The following is a 460-nucleotide window of genomic DNA, read 5'->3' as shown; positions in this document are numbered from 1 at the left end:
GATCACAATCGTACCGATGAACATTATTCCCTGAGAAATAATCTCAAAGATTGCGTTGTTCATTGCGTTAAAAATATTATCCAAGTCGGAAGTAAATAAGGAAAGTAACTTACCATCTTGGTGCGTGTCAAAGTAGCGCACTAACATGCGTTGAAACTTAGCAAATAAATTTTCACGCATATCGTTAGTTGAATCTGCATTAAACTTGGACATCACCATCCAAGCAATAAAAATTGCCACCTGACTTAATACGTAAAATAGCAGCATTGACCATAACGCACTATAGAAGGTGTTTAAGCTAGCCGTACCTTTCTTTAAGTCAGATAAATATTTCGTCAAATCAGTTACAGCACAACCTAAAAAAGTAGGAGCAATAACCTGGGCACCACTTGATAGCAAAGATAAGATAATTACAATAGCAATGCCCTTTTTATATGGCTTTAAATACTTAATAAAATAG

1 protein-coding gene is annotated in these 460 nt (G+C 35.0%); it reads right to left on the bottom strand.

Features of this window, described 5'->3' with window-relative positions; all coding sequences use genetic code 11:
* Positions 1 to 460 (bottom strand): ABC transporter transmembrane domain-containing protein (locus tag KDK95_RS38910; protein WP_249162346.1); only part of this gene is annotated, 460 nt, incomplete at both ends.

This window comes from Actinospica acidithermotolerans, from assembly GCF_018139625.1.
Taxonomy (GTDB): domain Bacteria; phylum Actinomycetota; class Actinomycetes; order Streptomycetales; family Catenulisporaceae; genus Actinospica; species Actinospica acidithermotolerans.
Note: the sequence above shows the minus strand (reverse complement) of the source record. Positions and strands in the feature narration are given on the sequence as shown.